Consider the following 17,521-nt stretch of genomic DNA (forward strand, 5'->3'; position numbering starts at 1 on the left):
TCGTAACCTGTTAACCCCTTTATCTTTGGTGGCCCTTGCGGCACCGGAGAGGGCGGTAGCGTGGCCGCGCGGTGAGGGCGTGTATGGGCGCGAGAGTAGGCAAGGGCTCAGGCACTGCTTGGCCGTGACAAGAGGGGAAAGCCATGGCTAATCAAACCGGATTGCAATTTACCGTGAAGGTGGGGGCGTTGCCCGAGAGCACCTTTGTGGTGGCCAGTTTCCAGCTGGATGAGGGGCTGAATCGGCCGTTCAATCTGCAGCTGGAGGTGGCCAGCAGCCAGCCTGATGTTGACTTTGGCGCCGTGCTGGACCAGCCGTGCGAGCTGATGGTGTGGTACAACGGCGAGCTGCAACGCCGGGTCTGCGGGGTAGTGAGCGAGTTTGCCCAAGGGGACAGCGGCTTTCGCCGCACCCGTTACAGCCTCAACGTCAAACCCGCCCTGTGGCGATTGGGGCTGCGCCAGAACTCCCGCATCTTTCAGGCGCAGAAGCCCGATGAAATCCTCAGCATCCTGCTGCAAGAGCATGGCATCACCGACTACGCCTTTGCCCTGAAAAACGAACACGCCCAGCGCGAATACTGCGTGCAGTATCGGGAGACCGACCTCGATTTCGTGAATCGCCTTGCTGCCGAAGAGGGGTTGTTCTACTTCCACGAGTTTGAAGCAGGCAAGCACCGCATCGTGTTTGCCGACGACGCGGCAGCACTGACTGCTGGCCCCGAGCTCTTCTTCAACCTCGGCAACCGCTCGCTGGAACAAGGGCCCTATGTGCGCCAGTTCCACTACCGCGAGGCGGTGCGCCCCTCGGATGTGGAGCTGAAAGATTACAGCTTCAAGACCCCGGCTTATGGCCTCTCCCACAAAAAGCAGGGAGCAGAGCTGGAGCACCAGCGCGACACCTATCAACACTTCGACTATCCGGGTCGCTACAAGCAGGACCTGAGTGGCAAGGCCTTTGCCCAACACCGGCTCGATGCCCTGCGCAATGACGCGGTAGCGGGCAGCGGCAAATCCAACAGCGCGGCGCTCTTGCCAGGTCAGCACTTCTCACTCACCGAGCATCCCAACGGCAGCCTCAACACCGACTGGCAAATCGTCCATATCCGCCATACCGGCGAACAGCCGCAGGCGCTGGAGGAAGAGGGTGGCAGCGGCCCGACTGTCTACCACAACGAATTTGGCGTGGTGAAGGCGAGCACCACTTGGCGGGCGCGAATCGGCAGCCCCGAGGCGCCCCACAAGCCGATGGTGGACGGCCCGCAAATCGCTATCGTGGTGGGCCCGGAGGGGGAGGAGATTTACTGCGACGAACATGGCCGGGTGAAGCTGCAGTTCCCGTGGGACAGATATGGCAGCTCCAACGACCAGAGTTCCTGCTGGGTGCGAGTCTCCCAAGGCTGGGCGGGCGGTCAATATGGCATGATGGCGATTCCGCGCATCGGCCATGAGGTTATCGTCTCATTCCTCGAAGGTGACCCCGACCAGCCTATCGTCACCGGCCGTACCTATCACGCCACCAACCGGCCGCCGTATGAGCTGCCAGCCAACAAGACTCGCACCGTGCTGCGCACCGAAACCCACCAGGGCGAGGGCTTCAATGAACTGCGCTTTGAAGACCAGGCGGGGCAGGAAGAGATTTACATCCACGGTCAGAAAGACCTGAATGTGCTGATAGAGAACGATGCGGCGTGGCATATCAAGCATGACGAGCATCGGGATATCGACAATGAGCGGGTGACCCGCATCAAGGCCAATGACCATCTGACAGTAGAAGGGGAAAAGCGCGACCACATCAAGGCCGACTATTCGTTGACGGTCGATGCTTCCATGCACCAGAAGCTGGGGCAGTCACTGCTGGTTGATGCAGGCAGTGAAGTGCACCACAAAGCGGGGATGAAAATCGTGATGGAGGCGGGCGCCGAACTGACCCTGAAAGTCGGCGGCAGCTTTGTCAAGATTGATGCCGGTGGTGTCACCCTCTCTGGCGGCTCTATCAAGATGAACTCTGGCGGTAGTCCCGGCTCTGGCTCTGGCTGGGGCGGGCAGATGCCAATACAACCTGATGATGTGGAGGTGGTCTCCCCACCGCCCCCGGTCGACCCGGTGCGCCAGATTGCGACTCTGAAATCGGCCGAGCCAGTCTGCGAGATATGTGAGCAGCTGGCCAAGGAGGGCAAGTAATGGGATTGCCCGAGTTTGATCTGACGCCCGGTGAGCGGCTCTATTTGCTGCTCGATGGCGGGCAGATCCCTGAGCTTGAGCGCCACCTCTTTGAGGTCAGCGACAGCCCGGCCTATCAGCCGCTCTATCTCTATGCCCCCTGGGATAGCCTGCGGGAGGTCTCTCCCTGTCTGGTGGAGGCCAGCGAGCCCTTGCTCAGCTGGTTTCAGCAGCAGCCTGCCAATACCGGATGGCTGCTTGCCTCGCCGCAGGCGCTATTACCGCTGGCTGACCAGCTGCGCCAGCTTATCGAGGTCGAAAGCCCCTATGGCAGCCGCATCTTGCTTAAACTGGCAGCCCCGGAAACCATGGCCTGCCTGATGGTAGATGCCGACCCCTGGCTGTGGCGGGGGATAACGCAAGTCTGGCTGCCAACCCGCACCGGTTGGCATCATTGGCTGGTTAAAGAGACGCTGGTCGCCCCCATCGGTGATAAGTGCAGGCTCACAGACAGCCAATGGGCCCGGCTTGGTGAGGTGAGCTGGCAAAACCAGTTAGAGGCAACTTATCACCATATGCAGGCGTGGTTTCCCGCGAGGCTGGCGCAGCAGTCCGACCCAAAGGCATGGATTGCCCACTGGGCAAAACAGGCCTATCAACTGGGATTTCAGACCGAGCGCGACCAGCTGCTGTTTTTCAATGTGCTGGGATTTGTCGGCGAGGGATGGTGGCTGGGAGATGACTACCCGACCCTGACCAAACTGCTGACAGCGCCTTCGGCGCAAACCCCGTCACAACGTGTGGAGCTGGCAGCCAGTTGGGCTGAGCAGCACGCATTACCACAGGAGTTAAGCTAAATGGGCCAAACCTATCAGGTGAAACAGGGCGATACCCTGAGCGCCATTGCTCGTCGCAATAACACCTCTGTCGATGCCATTGCCAAACTCAACGGCATTGCTGATCCGGATAAAATTTATAGCGGGCAAACCCTGAAACTGCCGACATCGAACAGTGCAGCCACAACGGGCAACGCAGCGACCACTCCCAAGCATGGTGCCAATCAGACAGCAATGGCGACCAGCAACAAGGATTGCAAAAGCCCGGTTGGCACCTGTCCCTTTAAAAACAAAGATATCGCCCTGGTGCCAGTGCGCTATGCCCTTGATGAGCCTTTCGCACCTCCTCAGAAGCAGCCGCATCCATTACCCGCCGGAGCGGGTTTTGTTGCACCGCTCAAGCTCAAGGAAAGTTGTTATGCCCTGCGCCAACTGCGCGATGGCTGGCTCTATGTCTATGACGAAAAAGCCAAGGTGTTGGATGAATATGAAGTGAAAGATGCCACGTTCATCAGTCAGAGCAAGGGGAGCAAGGGCCATCTGCTCTACCCGGCGACTCATTCGTTGTCCCTCATTTACTCTCCCCAGCGTTGGACCGGGCGCATCAAGAAAGAGATGGAGAAGAACAGCGGCTTGCGCAGTGCCTGGATGCAGCAGGTGAAGTTGGGCAGTTTTGCAAGCACCATGAAGGCCGCACATTGTGGTTTGCCTGATGCTCTAGATAAGGTTGCGGATCTCGGTATGCCAAATAACGGCTTTGTGCTCTCTTGCACTCCACTGGCCAAGCCAGCCGAAGAGGATAAGCAAGGTATCAAACTGTTGGTACACAAGCCCGCGGCTTCACCAGCCGCCTACAAGGCGGGAATGCCGGATCCCCAAAGCGCTATGGTTGTGGTTCTGGAGGATCCGCTGGCCGATCTGGCAGACCTTTCCATGAAGGTCAATCAACTGTTGGCCAAGCGCGAAGCCTTGATGGGCAAGGATGAGAAACAGCGCAAGGCAAACACGCACAAGTTGATGATGGCCGAGGTGACGCGCAATCTGGCCCGGGTGCGCCTCGATGAGAAAGAGTTGCCCGCCTCCGTCAGTGGCAATGTGGCCAAGGTTCATGCCTTTGAAGAGGCGCTGGATGATTATCTTGGGGATCGCTATCTCGCCGATATGGAGAACATGACGGCAGAGCCGGGTATGGTGAGGTTCGACTCCCTCATGACGAAACGAGCAGATGCCAAGTTGAAGATCCTGCGGGAACAATATGGTTTTAATCCATCCGACAAGCAGGTCCGTCAGTGGAAAGAGCGCGCAGCGTTCCAGGACGAGGTCAATTGGAGTGGCCTCCATGCCTTTATTAAACAGTATCAGGCACCGCTCAATGAATTGGTGCTGGCGTTGGCGCGGGCCCATGAGGACCTGCGCAATGGCCTGACCCGTCTCAAAGCCGATCCGCTGCCCCTGGGGCTCGACAACTGCACGGCCGAAGGACAAGCCTACCTGCAAACCCTGTTTGCCGAGGCGGGGCAGGCCCTCTCTCTCAGTTGCAGCACAGAGGACAACAAAAAAGCACTGGAAAAACTGCTCGGCGAGAAGGTCAATGACAACTTGCTGGCGCTGGCCCCCTATGGTTTTGATGCGGCGCTGCACAAAGGGTTGAGTGAACAGACGGTCGACAATGTTTGGCTCAGCACCTCCTCTGGCGATATGACGGCACTCTTCGGTAGAACGGCCGACCTGGAGGCGCTACTGGGTGACGACGGGCTCAAGCAGAAGCCTTGGTTCCAGGCTGCCGAAGCCGTGATTGATGCCATGAAGGCGGCTGCAACGTCATTGGCCAAGGGCGCTCACGCCCAGATCATGGCGGCCATCTTGCCCCACGCCTGGAAGAACAGCCTGGCAGGTAATCTGAGGCTGGTGCTGCTGGAATCACTGCTCGGTGACCAGCCGCTGCAGGTCAACAGCGGCTATCGGATGCTATCCAAGAGCTTCAAGCAGAAGGCCTTGGTTATTACCAAACAGATGGCAGCCATCAGCTCGCCACCAGCGGGACACAACACCACAGTGCAGGCAATCAACGGCGATCTGCGCAGTCTGCAGCAAAAGCTGGATGCCTTGATCGCCCGTGAGATGCCCATGCTGGTGAAACTCAAAGGCGATCTCTACCAGCAGCAGGCTAGACAATATATCGGCGACTATCTGGCAAGTGTGCGCAGCGGCGTAAATCAGCGCATCACCGCCATGAACGAGAGAGTCCCCAATCTGACTACCTTTGGCGGGCTGGTGGCCCTGCTCAACCTCTGGAACCTGACGGTGGTCATGGCCGGAACGGCGCAAAATACCCAGTCGGTTGGCCGGTTGCGCGCCAATATACAGCTGGGCTCGGCCTTCGCCTGGACCGGCAATGCCATCGCCGCGCTCTATCAGGGAGCTGCGTGGGGGCAGTTGAAACCACTCACTGTTGATGGAGGCAAAAAGGCACTGACTGCACTTTCGATTAAAGCGGCCATAAAAGAGGGCGAACATACCGCGCTGGTGAAAACCTTCTCACTGCGTATGCTGGCCTTTTCTGGCCTGGGCATGGCGGCGGCCGGGGCAGAGCTTTGGGATACTTGGCAGGCTAGTAAGGACCCTCTGATAAGCGGCATAGAAAAAACACTCTTGCGGATGAAAGCCGTGGTGTTATTTGGGCAGGGTGGCATCTTCCTCATCCAGCTTGCGTATTTAGGTGTCAATAGTTTAGGTTTTTCATCCATCGCAGCCATCTGTGCAAGCTGGATGGGTATTGGCTTCTTTGTGCTGGGGGCCGCTTATCTGGTGCTGGCTGTATTGCTCAATATCTTTAGACGCTCGGATCTGGAGAAATGGTTGCGTCAATCCACCTGGGGTGAGCAGCCAGCCAACTGGTCTGATGAAGATGAGTTGGCTCGCTTCGAGGTGCTGGTCAATAAACCGGGGGCCAGCCTAAGTGTGGTGCGCTCGGCCCCTCAGGGGTGGATGGACACGGGTCGCCCCCAATGGCAATTGCAGCTCTCGCTGCCTGCGCACTTGCGCGGACAGACCATCGGGTTGAAGGTCATTAGCCAACCGATCGCCAAGGCCGGCCAGATGATACCGGCCCGTTCTAAAGAGGAGCTGGCGCGCTATCAGGTCGCCATGCAGCCCAAAACGCTGGAGACACAGCGCGGACGTTGGGATGATCTGGTCTATACCCTGCCGCTGGGGGTCGATATCAATACCGCCATCAAGCTGGAGCTGGGTTATTTGGGGGGCATGGTTCAGCAAGAATTTATCTTCAAGGGCAGCAGTAGCAGTAGCGGCCCAATCACATTGGCGACAAGCTCCGGCGGCTTGGGTACCATGCCCGCGTTGATGGTCGGCAAGCAAGGGAACAGATAATGGACAACGCAAACGAAGTCATTGGGGCTAATGAGCAGGAGACCCCTTTTCGTCAGCTACCGCAGGAGGAGCAACAGCGTATTCTCGATGCCAATCAAAAAAGGGTTCGTGAAGCGCCAACCCTCCATGAATGGGATATCAGGGTTCCTACACCATTCGCTTGGCTAATGATTCTAACAGTTACAACAATTATGACGTTGTTCGCTGTGGGTTGCGTATTGCTTGCTGGTGATGGTGATTGGGGGTTTGCTTATCTAGCATTCTGTGTCGCTATGGCAATGACACCTTATTTTCGCTATTTGGTTATGGCAGATAAGGATTACCACTACCGGGTAACCACTGAGGGTGTCATCGTCACTTATCAGGATGCGATACCCGAAGTGGCCTATACCATAGTCCGTGGCTTGGCGTGGTTTGGTGTGGTGGTATGTGTGCTCGCGGTTGCCCTGCTGGGGCCATTGGCCCTGGTGGGTGCCGGTGGTATGGCGCTTTTGGCAGTATTTTTTACTGACTTTAAAAGTGAAGTGACAGAGCATGAAACCATGTTTAAAAAAGAGTGGCCCTACACGCTTTTTATTTCCAATAGGAAAAAAGCCCTGAGATTTGAATCCACGCCCTTTAAATCAGCACATAGCGATAACATATATTGTAAATCTGAGGATTTTGGATGGGTCGTTGAACTTATTAAATCGCAGATTAGATGCGTCGAAATAAAATATATAAAGGGCCATCCTGTCACGTAAAGTTATTCACTGATAACAAGCACAGAGTCGATATGTAAATTAATCTGGGCTTGTTATTTAGATATTGAATGGCGGAGGACGAGCTGGCTCGCTTCGATCTGCTGGTCAATAAACATTAAGCCATGGGGCAGAGAGGCTGTAATTCAGCTTTTCTGCCCCTTGATTGACCAATAATGGCACTATCTGTAACCGGCCCTGTTTTATTCGCCCCTTTTTCACTCAGCGAAGAATTTCTCATGACCCATCGAGTCCTATGGCTGGCACTGACTGCCAGCATCTTAACCGCCTGCTCTGCCACGGCGCCACGCACTGATGCCGAGCTATCCCAAGCTGCAAAGCAGGGGGATGGCCGCGCCCAATATGAACTGGCCAGACGGCTGGCAATCCAGCCCGATTACCCTAATGCCATGCACTGGATGCAGCAAGCGGCAGAGCAGTCGGGCCCTTTGGCTGCCGATCAGCATGTCCGTGCCAATGCAGCTTGGCAGGTAGGGGAGTGGTATCAGGCTGGACTCGGTGAGCCAAAGAATCCAGCACTTGCTACTCAGTGGTGGCAGCGCTCTGCTCGCCTTGGCAACAGCAATGCCAGCTATCAGCTGGGCCTGATGTGTCAGGAGCAGCATCAGGGCAAGTTGGTCAGTGAATGCCTCGACTGGTTCGAGCAAGCCGCCAAACAGGATCATGCAGAGGCGCAATTGATCCTTGGGCAGTGGTATGCCAAGCAGCAGGGGGCGGATGAGGATGCCGTCAAGTGGTTGGAAAAAGCGGCAGAGCAGGGCAATCGCAACGCTCAGTATCAGCTGGGCAAGCGCTATGAGCAGGGGAAAGGGGTGATCAAACGCCCGGATATTGCCCAGCGCTGGTTTGAGAAGGCTGCCGCCCAGCAGCAGCCGGATGCCTTGTTGTTGCTGGCTCGTCAGGCTACACCGACGGATGCTTTCGCGGCTTATCAGCGGGCTGCCAATGCGGGTTCTGCCGAAGCTGAACTATGGCTGGGTGTTGCTTATCTGGCGGGAGAGCAGGTGCAAGCTGATCCTGCGTTGGGTAGATATTGGTTGGAGTTGGCGGTGACTCATGGCTCGCATGAGGCGGAGTACCAACTGAGCTTGCAACAAACAGATGGCGTAGCCAGGCAGCATTGGTTGACTCTGGCTGCGGAAGGCGGGATCACCAAGGCCAGTTTCGAGCTGGCGCAGTTGCAGCAAGAGCAGGGTGAGTTGGAGCAAGCCAGAGCCAGCTATGCCAAAGCTGCTGGACAAGGTCATACCCAGGCTCAATATGCTTATGGCGAGATGCTGCGGCAGGGTTTGGGCGGTAAAGAGGACTATGTGCTGGCACTCAAGCAATATCGTCTGGCTGCCCAGCAGGGTGACCGGATGGCTCAATACCGTATGGGAACCATGCGTGAAGAGGGACTGGGAGCTCCGCGCAACCGGGTACATGCCTATGCCTGGTTATCTATGGCGGCAACAGAAGGGATGCCAGAAGCTGTGCAGGCTCGTGATGAGCTGGAAGCAGCGATGACCAAGCCGGAAGTCAAACAGGCGCAAAAGCTCTCTGAGCACTGGTTTGGCAAGATCGCCACTACCTGGCAAAAAGGCTGATAGCTTGACAGGCAAGTGGCCCTTCAGGGCCACTGTGTTATCCCATAGTATCTGGGTTTTGAGCGAAGGATGGGGCAATACGCTCACAAGCACGCCAGGGCCAAAAACGACCAAGGGGTTGGCATCATGAAGATGCCAACCCCTTGTTTTATATGGCGCTCCCGACTGGAGTCGAACCAGTGGCCTGTCCCTTAGGAGGGGACCGCTCTATCCTGCTGAGCTACGGGAGCTGTGTGGCGGGCATTATACAAGAAGCAACTCCCTTTTAAACCCTTGATTCTTATTCCAATACTGCCAAATCCCCGTTCTGGATGTTAAACGGCGAATATTTGTTCTGGCTGCTGATGATGGCGCCATCGTCGAACACCTGCACCACTTCGAACAGGCCGTCGGCCGGGTTGCGCATCATGCGCGATTTGCCGTAGGGGTCGATGAAGTCGGCGTTGTGCTGGATGCGGAACTGATCGCCAAGCTTGATGCCGTTGCGCCGCCCCAGATTGATGTAGGGGCCGCGTTCGTTCTGGCCGACCACCCGGGCGGTGACCGGGGCGCAGGTGAGCTGGGCTACCAGATCCTGAGCCGCCTGTTGCAACTGGTAGTTGACCTCCTGGCCATAACTTGACTGCCAGAACTGGCCGCTGCTGCTGCCCACTTGCTCCCGCTTGCCAAAGGTCCAGGTAGCGCGCCCTTCGTAGACCTTGCGGTTGACCAGGCTGCCATTGATGCCGTCAAACAGGTAGAGCTGCATGCGAAAGTTACGTACGGGATCCTCATACCAGCTGGTCAGCTGGTTGCCTTGCGGCTCTATGGAGAGATCGTCGATGCTGCCGAGCACCAGATACTGGCTGTCGGTACGCAGGCTGAGCGCCTTGATCTCCTCGAGGGCGCTGCGATCTCCCTGTTGCAGATGGAGCGGATCGATGCGCAGGTTTTCATCCAGCCACTGGCGCACCGCGACCCCTTGCGGCGCATTCGCGAGAGTTTCGAATAGCCGCCGCGAGAGGTTTTCCGGCATGTCGTCCATGGCGCCGTAGCTGGCTTGGTCCGGATAGCGCATCCGCAGCCTCACCAGTGTCAAATCCTTGGCGAAGTGCTGGGTCTGGCAGATCTGGCGCTCGGCATGAATGTCGGCCACTAGCGTGATATACATGCGGCCGTTGCGCACCTCTTCCCGCTTGAGCCGATACTGGCGAATGTCACCGCCGGAGCGGATCTGGATCTGCTCGGATCGCAGGCTGCCATTTTCCAGACGCTGCACGCTGGAAACGGCCGCGCCGCTGGCCAGCAGCGCCTGACGCAGGGCGTCGCGGGTCGCCTGCTCGCGGGCATAGACCTCATCGCCCCCCAGAATGGCGGCGCTGCCCTGCGCTTCGATAAGCTCGGCGCGGGCGCTCAGGCTGGCCAGCAGCAGGGTCAACAGCAGCGGTAATTTCATAGTAGATACCTTGAGTTGGCGGGCAGCCGAGCCATGTTGAGGAAATGGCGCCTGCTGGCCGACATGGATCACAACACGTTCCAAGTGGCAGCGCACGTTGGCGCTGACGATGAGCATTAAAAAGCAAGAATCATGCCTCATTCCCGGCTCAAGCTTTGTCCGGAGCGTCCGATAATAAGTCAGGTGCAGATACAGGAAAGGTATCCATGAACAAACTCATCACGGCGTTGGCGCTTGCCCTGGCATTGACCGGGTGTGGCTCCGACCCTATCAATCGGGATCAGGGTGACCCCCGCCAGGCGGCGCAGGGGATGGAACTCAACTGGCTGGTGGCGCGCATGACCGATCAGCTGATGGAGCGCAAATCGCTGACCACCCTGACCGAACCCATCGCGGTGGCCTCTTTCGTCGATCTCGATACCCTGCAGGATACCAACTGGATGGGGCAGCAGATTGAGGAGAGCTTTATCTACGAGCTCAACCGCCGCGGCGAGGTGGTGGTGGACTTCAAGCTGACCGGCAGCATCAAGGTGACGCCGCAGGGGGACTTCGTGCTGAGCCGCAACTACAAGGAGCTCTCTTCCCGTTTGCCGATCTCCCGCATTCTGGTCGGCACCTTCAGCCGCAATAGCAAGGGGATCCTGGTCAATGCCCGCGTTATCGACATGCGCACCAAGATGGTGGAGACCACGGCCCAGAGCCTGATCCCGCAAAAATATCTGTTCGGTGCCAACAACTCGTTTGGTCGGGCATCGATCAATCGCGGTTATCTGATGCGTGACAGTCAGGCCCGGCCGGGTGGTCATCTGGTCAACCTGACCCCGTGAGGAGCGAGTCATGAAGATCCTGTTTGGTTGCCTGTTGGCACTCTTGCTCACCGGTTGCAGCGGCAACCGGGTGGTGGATTACACCCAGGGTGGCAAGCCCGATGATTTTCCGGTGCTCAAGGCGGTGGGGTATGCGGTGATCGACATCCAGCCCGGCCCCTCCCAGTCGGAGAAGATGCTGCAAGCCATTCGCGCTTCCAAGATGGATGCTTATCGCGAACTGGCAGAGCAGCTCAATGGTCAGCAGGTGCGCGGTCAGAGCAGCTACCGCGATCTGACACAGACCTCCAACTCGCTGGATGTGTCGGTCGCCGGTGTGGTGCGTGGTGCCCGGGTAGTTGCCTCCTATCCGCGCGGCAACACCTATGCCACCGAGATGGAGCTCGATACCCGCGCCCTCTACAACATCAATCAGTTGATGGCGGGTCAGTTCTGAGTTGATGGGCTTGCCGTGAAAACCGGCATCAAAACAAAAGGCGAGCAGTGTGCTCGCCTTTTGTCGTTGTGGGCTGGTTAGCTCCCCATCAGCACCGGCGGCACTGCGGTGGGTTTCACATCCTCGCTCGGGTAGCAGCCAAGCACCTTGATATAGCGGGTGATCTTGGTCAGTTCCACCAGTGCGGCCTGCATCGCCGGGGTCTGCAGGTTGGCGGAGACATCGAGGTAGAACATCTCTTCCCACGGGTTGCCCTGCACCGGACGGGATTCGAGCTTGGTCATGTTGATCTCGTGGCTGCGCAGTACCAGCAGCGCCTCGACCAGCGAACCCGGCTTCTGGGAGGTGGACATGATGAGAGTGGTCTTGGCCGGGATCTGCGGTGCCACATCGATGGGCTTGCGCGCCACCACGATAAAGCGGCTGTAGTTCTCTTTCTGGTTGGCGAGCTGCTCGGCCAGCACATCCAGACCATACAGTTCGCCACCGGCGGCGCTGCCGATGGCGGCGGCCTCCGGGCTGGCCAGTTCTTTCACCTTCATCATGGCGCTGGAGGAGGAGTCGCAGATCTCGTGACGGGCTCCTTCCAGCTTGCTCAGATAGTGGGAGCACTGCTGGAACACCTGCGGGTGGGCATAGAAGGTTTTGATGCGACTCAGCTCGGTCGGTACGGCGGTGAGGATGCAGTGCTCGATGGGGTAGGTGAGCTCGCCGACGATGGAGAGGCTGGTGTGCTGCATCACGTCATAGACTTCGTTGATGGAGCCCGAGCTGGTGTTCTCGATGGGCAGCACGCCAAAGGCGGCGCGACCCGACTCCACCGCATCCAGCACTTCGCGGAAGTTCTGGCAGTTCACCTCGATCACCTGATCCTTGTAGCGCGCCAGATATTTGCGGGCGGCCAGGCTGGAGTAGGAACCACGCGGCCCCAGATAGGCGACGCTGGTCATCGGCTCTTGCTGCTCCGGATTGAGCAGGCTCTGCAGATAGGCCTGCTGGGAGAGCACAGAGTCTTCGATGATGGTGTGATAGATACGGGTGATGTACTGGGCATCCAACCCAAGCACGCGCCCTTTCTGGATCAGGGCGACCAGCAGCTCCTGCTCCCGCTGATGGTCACGAATGGGGCGCGGGTTGGCTTGCTTGGCACGGGCCACCTCGATGCTGAGGGTCTTGCGTTTCGCCAGCAGGGCAAGCAGCTCCTGATCCAACCGGGTGATGTCTTGTCTGATCTCGTCGAGCGTTGCCATGATTGTTCCCTATCCAAGTAATCGATTGATATTAATGCAAAAAAAAGCCTCCGCTAGGGGAGGCTCGATTCGTCTTTGCTTTCTGTTCACACGACGACAGGCCTTCCCTCAAGCGGGCCGGATAAACGAGAAAGCAAAGAAGAATGGTGCGTGCATAGGTGTGTCCTTGAAGTAACGTCATAACCATTAAGGGATTTGTCGGCCTGATGCAAGTAAAACTTGCCCGCGGGCGGGGATGGGGGCAGGGTATCCGGTTAAGAAAATGGCGTATGAGCGATGTTCTATTGACTCTGTTTTTATGACTGAAACCCAGTGGGGGAGGTAAAGACGATGGCGATTATTTTCGATCTGGGACGGGTGGTGGTGAGCTGGGATCCGGTAGGCATAGTGCGTTCCGTGCGTGGTCCGCAAGGGGCCGAACAGTTGGCCGAGCAGCTCTTTAACCACCCGGACTGGCTGGAGGTAGACAGAGGTACCATGTCGCTCCACACCATGGCCCGGGAAGCGCAAGCGCGCACAGGCCTCTCGGCGGCACAGAATCTGGCCATTTTACAGGCAGTTCCCGCTTCCCTGCTGCCAGATCCCGCTATGCTAACCCTGATAGCCGAGCTGCACGGGGCGGGGCACACTCTTTATGCCCTCTCCAACATGGGTCATGCCAGCATCGACTGGCTGGAGCAGCATCAGGATTTCTGGCGCTTCTTCAGCGGCAAGGTGGTGTCGGCGCGGGTGCGGATGATGAAGCCGGAGCCGGATATCTATCGCTATCTGCTGGTGTCGTTCGATCTGAAACCGGCAGAGTGCCTCTTCATCGATGACAGTCCTGCCAACATTGCGGCCGCCGAGGCCCTCGGTATCAGGGGGATCGTCTTTACCGACGCGGCGAGTTGCCGCCAGCAACTGGGTGAGCTGGGCTGTTTGCCCGCCCCCGGCAAGGGGTGATGCCCCTCTAGGAGCACTATGGAGCATGGCCGGTTTCGCAATTGGCTCAGTCACTATCCCGAGGCGACCCTGATCATCGCCTGCAAGGATGGCAGCGGTTATCAGCTCTGCATTGAGGCGGAAGGGGAGTGCCTCTGCCTGACCGACAGCGAGGGAGGACGCCTGACCTTCACCTCGCTGGATCAGGCGCAGGGGTTCTTGCGAGCCCATCGGGTTCACCAAGCAAGATTACGAATTTATGACGCCCAAAATGAAGATTTAGCAGCAGAATCACAGGAAATAATCATCAAGTTTTAATTTTAACCAGACTCTTTAAGGGTCTATTCAGTTTGTTTGCCGCACAATACTGCACCTGTTCATCATCCGGAGCTGTTTAATGGGTGCCAATGTAGTTGTACTGAATCAGGGATATGATCACTCTTTTCAAGCCAGGGAACAGCTGCTGATTGAGCGACTGGCAAGTTTTGACGAGCTGGTTGTCTCTTTTTCGGGACGGTTGGAATCCTGCTACAGCATCGAGCTGTGCCGCGCTGCCGGTGTGAAAATCCACGCAATTACCCTCGATAATCCGACCCGCAGTCGCAGCGAAGTAGCCCGTGCCCGCCGTTATTGCCAGCGTTATGGTATCGATCACTGGGTCATCAAGAGTGACGAGATCGTCTTTTGCGATCGCCTGCCAAATATTGAAGGGCTGATCGACCCGGTTCGCCGCATTGGTGAGTATGTGCAGACTCGTCCGGAATGGACTCATCTGCCGTTGCTGGTTCCGGCTGCGGTGGAGGAGCGTGATGATTATCTTGCCCAGTTCGGGTCTCTGCCTGCCAACTCCATCTGGTTTTTTGCCGACAACGGATTGATGCGTCGCGATTATCGTTACGGCTTCAACAAGCGTCAGCTCGGTCGTTGGGGCAAAGGGAGCAACGGTTGCCTCAGCAATCGCTTCACCAATCCACGGCAGCTTGAGCAGCGTTATCTGCGAATGGTGGATCAGGCAGAGCAGATGCTGGCCGACATGGGGCTGGACGAGGCTCAGGTCTTTTTCCATACCCTGTGTGACTGCTCCACCACCCTGGCTCGGGTGCGTCTGCCCGAGCATCAGCGTGCGCAGGCCTTTGATATGCAATCGGATATTTTGTCCGCCCTCAAGGGGAGCAAGTTCGATCTGGTGACCCTGGATATGGCACAGAAAGAGCGACACGATCTCGCCATCTAGCCTGCGGGCAAGCGATGCGGGTGCCAGAACGTGAGTGCTGTCATAGGCAAGGGGCGACGGGACTGTTTATACTGTCGCCCTTTCACCCGTTACCGAGCTTCGCCCTATGAAACCCTTCTCCCGTCTGCTGATTGCCCTGTGCCTCTCCCCCGTATTGGCGCAGGCTGCCCCTCTTTCTCAGGTGACGCTGCCCGATGGTCGGCAGGTTCAGCTTAACGACGACTTCACCTGGGAGTATCTGGTAGTCAAACCGGCCGAGCCCGTGCAGGGCGTGGCTGCTGATGGGAAGGCTGGTGCCGTGGTGGCCGTCGCTGCTCCGGTGCTGACCGAGCAGGCCAAGGCCAATCCGGAACTGCTTGCCCAGATGGCGCGTGACGGTGTGGTGGTCAAGCTGGACAAGATCGAGGGATCTGACCCGCTGGTGCTGACATTTATGGTGAGCAATACCGGCACCCGCAATGTGGTCGGGGTGCGTGGCATGGTGACCCTGTTCAGTGCTGACGGGGTGCAGCTGAGCCGTCAGGAGGCCCGCTTCTGGGTTGCCGAGAATCGTCTGCCGGAAACCTATCTGCGCAAGGGGCAAGCCCGTCCGTCGCTGGCACTCGAGATCCCCCGTCCTGCCGGATTGACCGGTCAGCCGCTGGTGCGGGTCGAAATTGACGAGGTGGTCTTCCGCTGATTTGGCGTTGTTCCGGCCCATGCAAACTGTTTGGGTCGGCAACTTGTTGCCGCTGACACCCCCTGCAATATCTGCTTACATCTGACATGGTTCTGCAACAGCTTGCAGCTCGGCAAGCCGGGAACTTCGCCGCACAATGACTCCATACCAGCTCGCTAGCAACGGGCCCAATCACATGGAGTTATCATCATGAAAAAAGCAACTGTCTCTCTTCTGGTTCTGGCCGGGTTTGCCTCTACTTCCGTCATGGCGCAGGATGCCTTTAGCTACGCCAAGGGGTCCGCCACCTGGGCGCACACCAAATCCGACTATCTCAGCGGTACCTTCAGCAATGACAGCAAAGGAACCCGTGATTTTGGCGGTCTGAGCCTGGATCTCTCCAAGAGCTTCGGCTCCAATTTCTATGGTCGCGGCAGCACTGAATACACCTCTCGCAGCAACGGCAACGACAGCATGTCGATCTCCAGCATCGGTGTTGGTGTCTTTACTCCGCTGAGCACGGGTCTGAACCTCTATGGTGAAACCGGTGTGACCGGCTACATGCTGGAGCGTGAACTTGCCAGCGATATCGCTAACAAAGGGTGGGATGCTGTTGCTCGCAAAGATAGCGGCAGCATGTACGGTGAAGTGGGTCTGCGCTACGACATCGGCAATGTCGAGCTCTCCACCGCTTATCGCTACGCCAACATGACCGACGATATGCACGACTTCAAGGTGGGCGGTGCCTACAAGCTCAACCAGAACTGGGCGCTGACTGCCGATTACACCTATCGCAACTGGGATCTGCAAAAAGGTTCCATCTCCAGCCTGGGTGTGAAGTACAGCTTCTAATCCCCCTTCCCGTAGTCCGTAGTGTCTTGATTTTTACCCATGGCGTTCGCCATGGGTTTTTTCTTTTTCCGGTGATCCTCTTTTTCTCCTTGTGTCGTATCAGTCGCAAATAGTTATACAACTTTCATTTTTTTGTATAACTGCTATAACTGAATCAATGCTTATACAAGGAGCGTCATCATGTACAAGATTAAAGTCGGTATCAGTGCCTGCCTGCTGGGACAAGAGGTACGTTTCGATGGGGGCCACAAGCGCTCCAGCTTCTGCGAACGGGATCTTGGCGCTCACTTTGACTATCACCCCGTCTGTCCCGAGATGGCCATTGGCCTGGGGGCGCCTCGCGCCGCCATCCGGCTGGTCAAGCGCAACGGCGAGATCCGTGCCGAGGCGAGCAACGGTAGTTTCGATGTCACCGAAAAGCTGATTGCCTTCAGCGAACAGAAGGCACGCCAGCTCGACTTCATCTCCGGTTATATCCTCTGTGCCAAATCACCCAGCTGCGGTATGGAGCGGGTCAAGGTCTATGGCGCCAACAACGAGGGGAGCGCCAAGGAGGGGATCGGCCTCTTTGCCAAGGCGTTGATGGAGGCCAACCCCCTGCTGCCGGTTGAAGAGGATGGCCGCCTGTGCGACCCCATCCTGCGGGAGAACTTCGTGCTGCGGGTCTTCGCCTACCACGACTGGCAGCAGCTCTGCGCCCGCGGCATCACCGCTTCTGCGCTGATCCGCTTCCACTCCCGCTACAAGTATCTGGTGCTCTCCCACGCCACCACCCACTACCGGGCGCTCGGCAAGCTGCTTGGCAATCTGGGCAAGTCCACCAATTTGCAGGAGGTGGCCGACAACTACATCAAGGGGTTGATGACGGCGCTGACCCTGCGAGCCAACCGCCGCAGCCACACCAATGTGCTGATGCACCTGCAGGGCTACTTCAAGCGGGTGCTGACCCCGGCCCAGAAGCAGGAGCTGGCCGATACTATCGACAAGTACCGCACCGGCATATTCCCCTTGCTGGTGCCGCTCACCCTGATCCGCCACTACCTGCGCGAGTACCCCAATCCCTATCTCGCCGAGCAGGTTTATCTCAATCCGCACCCCGATACGCTGAAATTGCGTTACGGGCTCTGAATCCGTTCTGTTGCCCCGGCGCATGGTTTGCGCCGGGGAGCCTTA

At 57.6% G+C, this 17,521-nt stretch carries 15 protein-coding genes, 1 tRNA gene and 1 other annotated feature; of the genes, 13 read left to right on the top strand and 3 right to left on the bottom strand.

Translation table 11 applies throughout. The features are described from left to right. Positions 1-143: 143 nt before the first annotated feature. From tssI to I6L46_RS01050, 5 genes are all read left to right on the top strand, one after another. Positions 144-2,183 carry a type VI secretion system tip protein VgrG gene (tssI, locus tag I6L46_RS01030; protein ID WP_216977154.1) on the top strand — a complete coding sequence of 680 codons (2,040 nt, stop codon included), beginning with the start codon at positions 144-146 and terminating at the stop codon, positions 2,181-2,183. Further along, entirely contained in the window at positions 2,183-3,019 is an 837-nt protein-coding gene (locus I6L46_RS01035) for a DUF4123 domain-containing protein (protein ID WP_216977156.1), read from the top strand. The genes tssI and I6L46_RS01035 overlap by 1 nt, the downstream gene beginning before the upstream one ends. After that, positions 3,020-6,388 carry a toxin VasX gene (locus tag I6L46_RS01040; RefSeq protein WP_216977158.1) on the top strand — a complete coding sequence of 1,123 codons (3,369 nt, stop codon included), beginning with the start codon at positions 3,020-3,022 and terminating at the stop codon, positions 6,386-6,388. Next, positions 6,388-7,131 (top strand): hypothetical protein, encoded by a 744-nt coding sequence (locus I6L46_RS01045; protein WP_216977160.1) that lies wholly within the window; start codon positions 6,388-6,390, stop codon positions 7,129-7,131. Before I6L46_RS01040 ends, I6L46_RS01045 begins: the two co-directional genes overlap by 1 nt. A gap of 236 nt (positions 7,132-7,367) precedes the next feature. Then, a complete protein-coding gene (locus tag I6L46_RS01050; RefSeq protein ID WP_216977162.1) occupies positions 7,368-8,735 on the top strand; it encodes a tetratricopeptide repeat protein in 1,368 nt (455 codons plus the stop codon). Between the two features lie 153 nt (positions 8,736-8,888). Here I6L46_RS01050 and I6L46_RS01055 read toward each other — a convergent pair. Then, positions 8,889-8,965, bottom strand: a tRNA-Arg gene (locus I6L46_RS01055). A gap of 50 nt (positions 8,966-9,015) precedes the next feature. After that, the gene (locus tag I6L46_RS01060) at positions 9,016-10,170 is read right to left on the bottom strand and encodes a flagellar assembly protein FlgT (RefSeq protein ID WP_216977164.1); all 1,155 of its coding nucleotides are present in this window, start codon (positions 10,168-10,170) and stop codon (positions 9,016-9,018) included. A 206-nt stretch (positions 10,171-10,376) separates the two neighbouring features. On the opposite strand from I6L46_RS01060, the gene I6L46_RS01065 reads away from it, so the two are divergent. Continuing rightward, complete coding sequence (locus I6L46_RS01065; RefSeq protein WP_005338718.1) at positions 10,377-10,997, top strand: FlgO family outer membrane protein; 621 nt, start codon at positions 10,377-10,379, stop codon at positions 10,995-10,997. Positions 10,998-11,007: 10 nt separating this feature from the next. Then, positions 11,008-11,433, top strand: a complete 426-nt coding sequence (locus tag I6L46_RS01070) for an LPP20 family lipoprotein (protein ID WP_005338717.1) — start codon at positions 11,008-11,010, stop codon at positions 11,431-11,433. A gap of 77 nt (positions 11,434-11,510) precedes the next feature. Here I6L46_RS01070 and pheA read toward each other — a convergent pair whose 3' ends face one another. Continuing rightward, positions 11,511-12,683 (bottom strand): prephenate dehydratase, encoded by a 1,173-nt coding sequence (pheA, locus tag I6L46_RS01075; RefSeq protein ID WP_005343631.1) that lies wholly within the window; start codon positions 12,681-12,683, stop codon positions 11,511-11,513. 38 nt (positions 12,684-12,721) lie between these two features. After that, positions 12,722-12,843 (bottom strand) — a sequence feature (Phe leader region). 170 nt (positions 12,844-13,013) lie between these two features. On the opposite strand from pheA, the gene I6L46_RS01080 reads away from it, so the two are divergent. The 6 genes from I6L46_RS01080 (at position 13,014) to I6L46_RS01105 (ending at position 17,476) form a co-directional block, all read left to right on the top strand. Then, entirely contained in the window at positions 13,014-13,625 is a 612-nt protein-coding gene (locus tag I6L46_RS01080; RefSeq protein ID WP_216977166.1) for an HAD family phosphatase, read from the top strand. An 18-nt stretch (positions 13,626-13,643) separates the two neighbouring features. Beyond that, a complete protein-coding gene (locus I6L46_RS01085) occupies positions 13,644-13,922 on the top strand; it encodes a DUF6482 family protein (protein WP_069554313.1) in 279 nt (92 codons plus the stop codon). A gap of 79 nt (positions 13,923-14,001) precedes the next feature. Continuing rightward, on the top strand, positions 14,002-14,838 hold the full coding sequence (locus I6L46_RS01090; protein ID WP_042080710.1) for a hypothetical protein: 837 nt from the start codon (positions 14,002-14,004) through the stop codon (positions 14,836-14,838). Positions 14,839-14,944: 106 nt separating this feature from the next. Continuing rightward, positions 14,945-15,517, top strand: coding sequence for a DUF3157 family protein (locus I6L46_RS01095; protein ID WP_216977168.1), 573 nt, complete (start codon positions 14,945-14,947; stop codon positions 15,515-15,517). A 189-nt stretch (positions 15,518-15,706) separates the two neighbouring features. Beyond that, positions 15,707-16,348 carry an autotransporter gene (locus tag I6L46_RS01100; RefSeq protein WP_042080712.1) on the top strand — a complete coding sequence of 214 codons (642 nt, stop codon included), beginning with the start codon at positions 15,707-15,709 and terminating at the stop codon, positions 16,346-16,348. Between the two features lie 180 nt (positions 16,349-16,528). Then, positions 16,529-17,476 carry a DUF523 and DUF1722 domain-containing protein gene (locus tag I6L46_RS01105; protein ID WP_005343644.1) on the top strand — a complete coding sequence of 316 codons (948 nt, stop codon included), beginning with the start codon at positions 16,529-16,531 and terminating at the stop codon, positions 17,474-17,476. Positions 17,477-17,521: the final 45 nt, after the last annotated feature.

Source organism: Aeromonas sp. FDAARGOS 1416, assembly GCF_019048085.1.
GTDB classification, from domain to species: Bacteria; Pseudomonadota; Gammaproteobacteria; order Enterobacterales; family Aeromonadaceae; genus Aeromonas; species Aeromonas veronii.

Coding starts and splice junctions, on each gene's coding strand:
- I6L46_RS01090 (WP_042080710.1), top strand. CDS start 14,002: ATGGGTGCCAATGTAGTTGTACTGAATCAGGGATATGATCACTCTTTT.
- I6L46_RS01060 (WP_216977164.1), bottom strand. CDS start 10,170: ATGAAATTACCGCTGCTGTTGACCCTGCTGCTGGCCAGCCTGAGCGCC.
- I6L46_RS01080 (WP_216977166.1), top strand. CDS start 13,014: ATGGCGATTATTTTCGATCTGGGACGGGTGGTGGTGAGCTGGGATCCG.
- tssI (WP_216977154.1), top strand. CDS start 144: ATGGCTAATCAAACCGGATTGCAATTTACCGTGAAGGTGGGGGCGTTG.
- I6L46_RS01085 (WP_069554313.1), top strand. CDS start 13,644: ATGGAGCATGGCCGGTTTCGCAATTGGCTCAGTCACTATCCCGAGGCG.
- I6L46_RS01105 (WP_005343644.1), top strand. CDS start 16,529: ATGTACAAGATTAAAGTCGGTATCAGTGCCTGCCTGCTGGGACAAGAG.
- I6L46_RS01040 (WP_216977158.1), top strand. CDS start 3,020: ATGGGCCAAACCTATCAGGTGAAACAGGGCGATACCCTGAGCGCCATT.
- pheA (WP_005343631.1), bottom strand. CDS start 12,683: ATGGCAACGCTCGACGAGATCAGACAAGACATCACCCGGTTGGATCAG.
- I6L46_RS01050 (WP_216977162.1), top strand. CDS start 7,368: ATGACCCATCGAGTCCTATGGCTGGCACTGACTGCCAGCATCTTAACC.
- I6L46_RS01070 (WP_005338717.1), top strand. CDS start 11,008: ATGAAGATCCTGTTTGGTTGCCTGTTGGCACTCTTGCTCACCGGTTGC.
- I6L46_RS01065 (WP_005338718.1), top strand. CDS start 10,377: ATGAACAAACTCATCACGGCGTTGGCGCTTGCCCTGGCATTGACCGGG.
- I6L46_RS01045 (WP_216977160.1), top strand. CDS start 6,388: ATGGACAACGCAAACGAAGTCATTGGGGCTAATGAGCAGGAGACCCCT.
- I6L46_RS01100 (WP_042080712.1), top strand. CDS start 15,707: ATGAAAAAAGCAACTGTCTCTCTTCTGGTTCTGGCCGGGTTTGCCTCT.
- I6L46_RS01035 (WP_216977156.1), top strand. CDS start 2,183: ATGGGATTGCCCGAGTTTGATCTGACGCCCGGTGAGCGGCTCTATTTG.
- I6L46_RS01095 (WP_216977168.1), top strand. CDS start 14,945: ATGAAACCCTTCTCCCGTCTGCTGATTGCCCTGTGCCTCTCCCCCGTA.